This window comes from Coleofasciculus sp. G2-EDA-02, assembly GCF_040226375.1.
In the GTDB taxonomy this organism is placed as follows: Bacteria; Cyanobacteriota; Cyanobacteriia; order Cyanobacteriales; family Coleofasciculaceae; genus Coleofasciculus.
The window spans coordinates 1-8893 of sequence record NZ_JAVKEW010000057.1; the positions used below are offsets into that span (position 1 = coordinate 1).

Consider the following 8893-nt stretch of genomic DNA (forward strand, 5'->3'; position numbering starts at 1 on the left):
CCAAACAACGAAACCCGCCCTATCCCCACCGCTAAACCACAACATCTATCTTAATATTTCACGCGATCGCACGCCAATCATCCCCATCCTGTAGGGGCGGGTTTAGGAATTAAATCATCAGACAACACCTCAAACCCGACAACGAAACCCGCCCTCTTCCCCACCACCAGACGACGAAATCTATCCTAATCTTTCACGCGATCGCATCCATTAATCGAATGTTTTCGGTGACGTAGGGCGGGTTTTGTAACACATTTATTGCTTTTCCCGTCAATTAAGTTCCTAAACCCGCCCCTACATATTCATTTATTGAAAAATTCCACCTTTCTCTATAAATTCTGGAATAATCAAACGCTGCCAATCCAGTTTAATCAACTCAGTATTAGCAAAACGCTGACTCAATACATCCACAGGATTTGTGTTTTGCGTGATTATGCCAACCAGAATCCGGATTGAACCGATATGACTACAAATCAGAACCTTATTCACCTTCCCCGTTTGTGTTGCCTGAGCCAACTCAATCAAAAATGAGAAAATCCGTTGAGCTAATTGTGCATAACTTTCGCCATTTTCTGGTGCATAGTTTAAATTCCCAGCCGCATATTCGGGAATAAATCGGAGTTTTCCTCCTTCTAATACCCCTAAATTACGTTCATTCAGGCGATCGTCTTTGTGGATACTGCCCACGCTGATCCTGCTGCTAGTTATAGCAATATCTAACGTTTTATAGGCGCGTTTTAATCCGGAGGCAAATGCTAAACTGTAATCCGGATCAAGTTGATTTCCTAATACCCTGGCTTGATCTTCTCCTTGAGGCGTTATGTCTACGTCTTGAGAACCCGCAATTCGCTTTTCGGCATTGACGGTGCTTTGAGCATGACGAAAAATGTGTAATGTTACCGGAGTTGCTAAAATTAAGGGATGCTTTAGGTGGTTGCGAATGTCTTGCCAACTGAGAATTTTGCCATTCATCATTCGTTCCCTAATTGTCCAAAAACGGCTTCTATTGCTTTAATCCCTTCGGTTTCCAGTTGTTTGGCTCGTTGCCTAATCGTTTCATTTAGATGTTGAAAGCAGAGTTATTCCTCGGTTTCTGGTGATTTTAAGTATAAGGGGGATGAGGTTGAGGAGTTGACGTCTGGAGAGGATTCAGGAATAAATTTTTCCCAAAATCCCATTCCTTCAAGACTGGCAGATACCACGCCAGCGGCTATGCCAACTACCCCTAAAATCCCGACAACCATCGCCCAACGGGGTGGTTTAGCTAATCCAGAAATCACACCACCTCGCTGTACTCCCAACAATTTTAACCAATCCAGCACCGACTTGGGACGTGCTTCGGGTTCAAGTTTCATTCCCGCCAGAATCGCTTTATTGACACGTTTAGAAATTTGAGGATTAATCTGTTTTGGGGGAATTAAATCTGCCTTACCCTTTTGGCGATCGCTAGAAGTGGCGGGTAGCTTCCCGGTTAAGAGAACATACAGCGTTGCGGCGAGGGAATAGACATCGGTACAGGTTCCGTGCGATCGCGTCTTCGACTTAAGTTCAATCGGGGCAAAGACTTCATCTTGCCATCCCAAAATTAAAGGATACTCAAATTTCCCGCCTAGGTCAAAATCAATCAGTACCGCCTCATATTGACTCGCCCGCACCATAATATTGGCAGGTTTTACATTCCGATGCAGCAATCCCTGCTGATGGGCGGCGATTAGCGCCTCCCCCATCTGCTGAATATAACTTAATGCTTCCTTTTCCGGTAAAACTCGTTGAGACAGATTCCCTAGATTCCTTCCCCGAATGTACTCCATCGCCAGACAGAACCACTGTCCTTCCACAAACGTCTTGTATACCTTGACGACATGAGGATGCTTACATACCTCTAGCCTCCGCGCCTCATCGACAAACTTACATTTGAGACTTTCCCGACGTACAGGAGTAAGCTGTTTGAGTCGATCCTCATTCAGCGTTTTGATCACCAGTTTGTTTCCTTGTGCGTCTGTGGCTAGGTAGGTAATACCAAAGCCTGCCTTGCCTAACGTCTTTTCAATGGTGTATTGACCATTATGTAGTTTCTGCCCTATTATCCACGCCATCGCCTGTGCATTTAAACCCTTTGTTTCTATTTTGGCAGATTTGTCATTCGTCATACTCGCTCCCGAAAAGAAGCAAGCTACGTCATTTGTTTGCCCCCCTGCACTTGGAGCCCCCTTCATCCCTCATCCTTCCTGCGCCAACGGAATCGCCACAATAAACTGGCTTCCCTTTCCCTCCTGGGAAATACAGCGGATTTGACCCTGGTGCTTTTCCACGATGATATTATGAGCGATGGATAACCCTAACCCTGTTCCCTTCCCCGTGGGTTTGGTGGTAAAAAAGGGATCGAATAAGTGATTCTGAGTCGCTTCTGGCATTCCCGGTCCATTATCGGCAATGGTAATCACCGCCCACTGCGTCTGAGAAGCGCGATCGCACCCTAAACCTATCCCCTGCTTCTGCCAATATTCCCCCCTTTTTACGGCTGTAGAAATTGTAATTTTTCGCGGTTCAGGCTGATTTTCTAAGGCGTCAATTGCATTAGAAATCAGATTCATAAACACTTGATTAAGCTGACTGCCATAGCACATAACAGGCGGCAGATCCCCATACTTTTTAATTACCTGAATTTCCGGGCGTTCAGCTTTGGCTTTGAGGCGATTGTGCAAAATCAGTAATGTACTTTCTAACCCTTGATGAATATCAACCAAATCCATCTTCTGCTCATCCAGACGTGAGAAGTTCCTCAAAGACAGCACAAGATCTCGGATACGGTTGGCTCCGATTTGCATAGAAGACACCATTTTCGGTAAATCTTCAACAATAAACTCAATATCGTCCTCCTCGATAACAGCTTCAATTTCAGGTATCTCCACCGGGCAATGTTTCTGGTAAAGACGCAAAACATCTAAAATGCTTTCCACATACTCGCGAGTATGAACCAAATTGCCGTAAATAAAATTGACAGGATTATTAATTTCGTGAGCAATTCCAGCCAAGAGTTGACCCACACTGGACATTTTTTCACTTTGAATCAGTTGAGTTTGAGTTTGTTTAAGCTTCTCCAGCGCTTCCTCAAGTTGTTGTGCCTGTTGTCGCGCCTTCTGTTCCGATTGTTTCAAGGCTTCCTCTACCTGCTTACGCTCAGTAATATCGAAGCGAATTGCTAAATATTGATAGATTTCTCCGTTGTCATTCAAAAAGGGAACGACGGTAGTATCTACCCAATAATAGGTTCCATCCTTGGCTTTATTCTTGATTTCACCTTTCCAGACTTTACCTGATGTAATCGTCGTCCAGAATTCTTTGAAAAATGCGGGTGGATGATGACCTGATTTAATAATACGATGAGTTTTACCAATTAACTCTTCTCGACGATATCTCGATATTTCACAAAACTTATCATTGACATAGCGAATCACACCTTGCTTATCGGTAATCGCCACGATTGCGGCTCGATCTAACGCAAATTCCAAATCTGATAATTCTTTGAGCGTCCGCTCCAACTTTCTCGCCACAAAATTTTTCTGTCCAATCCCTAGGTTCGTTAGAGTATCTATAGGATCTCTGAATTCTGCATTCACCCGTCCATTCATTTCATAATTACAAGAACTCTCTGGCTGATGAATTTTTTCGGCTGTCATCTTAGGTTTGCCTTTACTTAACTACATCTATTCATTTTTACGGATTAACCGCAATTTATATATATTTTATTCGTTTCCTAATCAGCGCTGTGTGATTTACTTCACCATTTTGGGATATTTATAGTAAAAAAAATGGGGTATATTTTAGATTTGTATCAAATAGTAAGGAGATTTTTACAGACTGTTTTCAAACTTAATCTTTCCTGAAAATTTAATCAATTTTTATGGTTTAGGGTTCATCGTTCAAGCTCTAATTTAATTTTTTCTCCCCCAGATCCCAGACGCGCCATGGCGCGTCTCTACATGCTCCCCCAGCTCGCCATAGTGCCATGGCACTATGGCACATCCTTCCCGGCGTCTCGGCTATTTGAATTGGAACGAAATTCTGGATTAGGCGCGTGTCCTGGTAAAATTTGTAGAAAGGCGGACAATATTGCATCATGCCTATAGCATCGGATTGATGGATTAGGTCAATTCTGTCCCAAATTGCTGCAATTTATAATTGGGCAATAATACTTACTGTCTGTGTTTGAGAAGAGGAGAACTACATTGAAGAAAATTCTGTCCATCATTTTACTTGCCGTCGCTGTGTTTGGTTTGGCATTCAGTCGTCCGGCTCTAGCTGCTGATACGACAAAAGGAGGTCAAATCTTTGGTGCCAACTGTGCAGCTTGCCACATGGGTGGTGGTAATGTCGTTATGGCAAATAAGACCCTGAAAAAAGATGCCTTGGAGAAGTATGGCATGGACTCCATGGAAGCAATTGTTACCCAAGTAACAAACGGAAAAGGGGCTATGCCTGCTTTTCGCGGACGCTTACAGGCTGACGACATTGACAACGTTGCCGCTTATGTGTTAAAGCAAGCTGAAAAGGGCTGGTAATTCAGATCCGTCACACTGTAGAGACGTAGCATGCTACGTCTCTACAATGTTGTTTGAGGTGGGTTAATTCTTGGGAGCGGGGCGGGTTTATTCACATCTGGGTGAGATAGAAACGATAATAATGAAACCCGCCCCTACAGACACACAATGGCACGTCTCTACATATCCCCAATCGCCCAAATAAAAAGCGCCTGAGTTAACTCAGACGCTTTGATTTAATTGAATTCCCAGGAAGCGATACTAACCCCCAAGAGCGCTGGCGCCGCCAACGACTTCCAGAATTTCTTGAGTAATAGAGGCTTGTCGCGCTTTGTTGTAAGACAGGCTGAGTGTGCCAATCAATTCAGTGGCATTATCACTGGCGTTGTTCATCGCCGTCATCCGGGCGGCTAATTCGCTAGCGGCTGACTCTTGTAATGCCCGCAGTAACTGGTTGTTCAAATACAGGGGTAGTAAGGCATCCAGAATTTGTACTGGATCTTGTTCAAAGATCATGTCACGGGATAAAGCACGGTTTTCTGTCGTCACTTTTTCCCGTTGTACTTCAAAGTTACCGCCGCGAGTAGTGAGGCGGAAGATTTCATCATCTTGTGCCTCTAATCCTTGGGCGGTTAACGGTAATAAGGTTTGTACCACTGGGCGAGAACTAATTAAGGATACAAACTTGGTGTAAACCAGTTCAACCCGATCCACTTCTTCCGATAGGAACAATGAGAGCAATTCATCGGCAATCATTGAGGCTTCAGGTGCCGTGGGAATTTGTTCTAAGCCTGTGTATTTGGCGTCAATTGGCTGCTCCCGGCGCTCAAAGTATTGGATGGCTTTGCGCCCAATTAAGACATATTTGTAGTCGATGCCTTCCTTTTGGAGTTCCTTGGCGCGGTTTTCGGCACGGCGGATCACGTTATTATTGTAACCGCCACACAAACCGCGATCGCCAGACACGACGAGTAAGCCAACCGACTTGACGTCCCGTTGTTTGAGCAAGGGTAAGTCGGCGTCTTCAAACCGGAGACGGTTCTGCAAACCGTAGAGGACTTGCGCCAAGCGATCGGCAAAGGGACGAGTCGATGTCACCTGTTCTTGGGCGCGACGCACTTTCGCCGCTGCCACCAGACGCATCGCTTCGGTAATTTTCTGAGTATTTTTGACGGATTTTATGCGATCGCGAATCGCTTTTAAATTAGGCATAGTCTGTTCATTGTTAATTATTGATTGTCCATGGTTCATGGCTTTTTACCGATGAACCATGAACCATGAACCCATTACACAGAGACGAGGAACGTCTGCTTGTATTCAGCCAGAGCTTCTTTCAGGAGTTTTTCTGCCTCTTCGGTGAGGGCTTTCTTATCCTTGATAATCTCACCAAACTGTGGTTTGCTGGTCTTTAAGTAGTCCCGCAGCCCCTTGGTAAACGCAGTAACTTTCTCCACCTCAATGTCATCTAAGTAGCCATTGATACCCGCATAGACGAGGGCGACTTGCTCGTACACCGCTAAGGGAGAGTATTGGGCTTGCTTGAGCAGTTCCCGTAACCGTACCCCCCGTGACAATTGGTCTTGGGTGGCTTTGTCTAAATCTGAGGCAAACTGGGCGAAGGCTTGCAGGTCATCAAACTGTGCCAAATCTAGTTTGAGTTTACCTGCCACTTTTTTAATGGCTTTGGTTTGAGCGGCAGAACCCACCCGTGATACAGAAATCCCAGGGTTAATCGCAGGGCGTAGACCGGAGTTAAATAAGTCAGCCGATAGGAAGATCTGACCGTCAGTGATCGAAATCACGTTGGTGGGAATATAGGCGGATACGTCACCGGCTTGGGTTTCAATAATTGGCAGCGCGGTCATACTACCCCCACCCAATTCATCATTCAGCTTGGCTGCCCGTTCTAACAAGCGGGAGTGGAGATAGAATACATCCCCAGGATAGGCTTCCCGACCCGGTGGGCGACGCAGCAGCAGGGACATCTGGCGATAGGCTTGAGCTTGCTTGGACAAGTCATCGTAGATAACCAGAGTTGCTTTGCCCTTATACATAAAGTATTCGGCAATAGACGCTCCCGTATAGGGTGCCAGATATTGCAGGGTGGCGGGGTCACTGGCGTTAGCGGCAACGATAACGGTGTAATCTAATGCCCCTCTCTCTTCCAGGGCACCAACAACCTGTACCACGGTAGATGCCTTTTGACCGACAGCGACGTAGACACAGATAACGTCTTCTTCTTTCTGGTTGAGAATTGTATCGATCGCGATCGCGGTTTTTCCGGTTTGGCGATCGCCAATAATTAACTCCCGTTGTCCCCGTCCCACGGGAATCATAGCGTCAATCGCGGTAATCCCAGTTTGCAGGGGTTCATAAACAGAACGCCGTGCAATAATACCCGGTGCTGGGGATTCAATCAGACGAGATTCTCCGCTTTGAATCTCTCCCTTGCCATCAATTGGTCGTGCCAACGCATCGACGACACGACCAATTAACGCTTCACCCACGGGAACTTGAGCGATTTTCCCGGTAGCCGTTACAGAACTCCCTTCCTGAATATCGAGCCCTTCGCCCATCAGCACGATACCCACATTATCTTCTTCCAAGTTCAGGGCAATCCCAACTGTCCCATCTTCAAACTCGACCAATTCCCCAGCCATGCACTGGTCTAAACCATAGACCCGGGCAATGCCGTCACCGACTTGCAGGACGGTACCAACGTTAGAGACTTTGACCTCTTGGTCGTATTGTTCAATTTGCTGACGAATAATGCTGCTAATTTCGTCGGGTCTAATGCTTACCATTCAACTAATCCCTCTACTTTTTTGTCCTTTATCCTTTGTCTTTTGTCATTCGTCCTACTCGCTTGCGCCACAAGCAAGCTAAGTCATGTTCAGAAACCATCAACGATGAACCATGAACCATGAACCACGAACGATGACCATTAAGTCGAACGACTCAAGCTCACACCAATGCGACGCAGTTGTCCGCGCAGACTGGCATCAACCACTTGAGACCCCACTTTAATAATCACACCACCGAGTAAATCGGGGTCAATTTGGGTTTCTAGTTCTACATCTTGGGCATTGGTCATGCCTAGCACTTTTTGGCGCACTACCTGCTTCTGGTCGTCGTTGAGTTCCACGGTGGATATGACTTGAGCCAGAACCGCTTGTTTTAACTCCCGCAAGAGTGCTTGATACTGCTTACATACGTCTGCCAGGAACAGAATGCGCCGCCGCTCCACGAGAATCTTTAAAAAATTCACCATGTAGGGGTGAAGTTGCTCTCTGCCGATTTGTTCTAAGACGGCTTTTTTGTCATCGGCTTTGACAATCGGATTCCCTAAAAACTGCTGCAACTCCTCTGATTCTTTCAAAGTATCGAGCAAAGCCGCAACGTCTTCACCGAATCGGTCTACGAGGTCATGTTCTTTAGCCACAGACATCAAAGCTTCTGCGTATGGCTCAACGACCTCAGCACTAAATGAACTTCCTTTCATGATTATCTCGCTCCTACTCGCTCAATGCTGCGGTCAACTAAGGTATGCTGTGCCGATTCGTCTAACTGGCTTTTGATTTGGGACTCGACACGCTCCATAGCTAGGGCAACCACTTGCTGGCGAAGTTGTGCGATCGCACGTTCCCTTTCTGAGTTTAAATCCTGAACGGCTGAAGCTTTCATTCGTTCCACATCTTTAGCCGACGCTGCCAAAATTGCTTCTCTAGCGACGTTGGCATTTTCTTCTGCCTTTGCCCGAATCTTTTCGGCTTCCGCTTGGGCTTGTGCCAGCTTTTGCTGGGCATCAGCTAAGGCGGCAGCAGCATCTTTCTGCTGCTTTTGGGCATCGCTAATGGCTTCTTCAATGTTGGCACGTCGCTCAGATAGGGTCTTCCCTAAAAATGATCGCCCAAAGTAAACCAGTACCCCGATAATAATCACCAAATTAATCACATTGGTTTCTAAAATATCGAGGTTGAGACCAACTCCTCCTTCGGCGGTAGCTAAAATTGAAAAACTACCCATAATAGCCATATACACCTGCTTTAATTGAGAACTGCTATGCTGCTTTACCGCTAACGCTGGGTAATGCCTCAAAATGCTGGAATTTTTGTCTTGCGTTATTTCTGGTCACACCACCGACAAAATACAAGGGTGTGAAGTCCTCCGGCAAGATTCGCTGAAGCCTGAGCTTCATTGAAACAACCATCATCGCTTCCTGTCTCGCTTGCCGTTGCCTTTTTGTATTGCTACAAATTGGTCTTACACAGCATCTCTCGCCCTGTAGAGACGTAGCATGCTACGTCTCTACATCACCTCAAAGAGTGAACCCAGGCAGCAACCCGCCTTCC

The 8893-nt window shown here is 46.1% G+C and carries 9 protein-coding genes; 2 read left to right on the plus strand and 7 right to left on the minus strand.

From position 1 onward, the window contains the following. Positions 1–306: 306 nt before the first annotated feature. The 3 genes from RLO19_RS05680 to RLO19_RS05690 all read right to left on the minus strand — a co-directional run bounded on the left by RLO19_RS05680 (position 307) and on the right by RLO19_RS05690 (position 3680). Positions 307–975 carry a histidine phosphatase family protein gene (locus RLO19_RS05680; protein WP_446354609.1) on the minus strand — a complete coding sequence of 223 codons (669 nt, stop codon included), beginning with the start codon at positions 973–975 and terminating at the stop codon, positions 307–309. A 104-nt stretch (positions 976–1079) separates the two neighbouring features. After that, positions 1080–2150: a serine/threonine protein kinase gene (locus tag RLO19_RS05685; RefSeq protein ID WP_446354611.1), complete on the minus strand. Its 1071-nt coding sequence runs from the start codon at positions 2148–2150 to the stop codon at positions 1080–1082. Between the two features lie 69 nt (positions 2151–2219). After that, the gene (locus RLO19_RS05690; RefSeq protein ID WP_446354613.1) at positions 2220–3680 is read right to left on the minus strand and encodes a PAS domain-containing sensor histidine kinase; all 1461 of its coding nucleotides are present in this window, start codon (positions 3678–3680) and stop codon (positions 2220–2222) included. A gap of 288 nt (positions 3681–3968) precedes the next feature. On the opposite strand from RLO19_RS05690, the gene RLO19_RS05695 reads away from it, so the two are divergent. Next, positions 3969–4130 (plus strand): hypothetical protein, encoded by a 162-nt coding sequence (locus tag RLO19_RS05695; protein WP_446354615.1) that lies wholly within the window; start codon positions 3969–3971, stop codon positions 4128–4130. Between the two features lie 99 nt (positions 4131–4229). Then, entirely contained in the window at positions 4230–4562 is a 333-nt protein-coding gene (gene petJ / locus RLO19_RS05700) for a cytochrome c6 PetJ (RefSeq protein ID WP_446354617.1), read from the plus strand. Positions 4563–4802: 240 nt separating this feature from the next. Here petJ and RLO19_RS05705 read toward each other — a convergent pair whose 3' ends face one another. The 4 genes from RLO19_RS05705 to RLO19_RS05720 form a co-directional block, all read right to left on the minus strand. After that, a complete protein-coding gene (locus RLO19_RS05705; RefSeq protein ID WP_446354619.1) occupies positions 4803–5753 on the minus strand; it encodes a F0F1 ATP synthase subunit gamma in 951 nt (316 codons plus the stop codon). 74 nt (positions 5754–5827) lie between these two features. After that, entirely contained in the window at positions 5828–7345 is a 1518-nt protein-coding gene (atpA, locus tag RLO19_RS05710) for a F0F1 ATP synthase subunit alpha (RefSeq protein WP_446354621.1), read from the minus strand. Between the two features lie 140 nt (positions 7346–7485). Next, on the minus strand, positions 7486–8043 hold the full coding sequence (atpH, locus tag RLO19_RS05715) for an ATP synthase F1 subunit delta (RefSeq protein ID WP_446354622.1): 558 nt from the start codon (positions 8041–8043) through the stop codon (positions 7486–7488). 2 nt (positions 8044–8045) lie between these two features. Continuing rightward, entirely contained in the window at positions 8046–8576 is a 531-nt protein-coding gene (locus RLO19_RS05720; protein ID WP_446354624.1) for a F0F1 ATP synthase subunit B, read from the minus strand. Positions 8577–8893 lie beyond the last annotated feature (317 nt).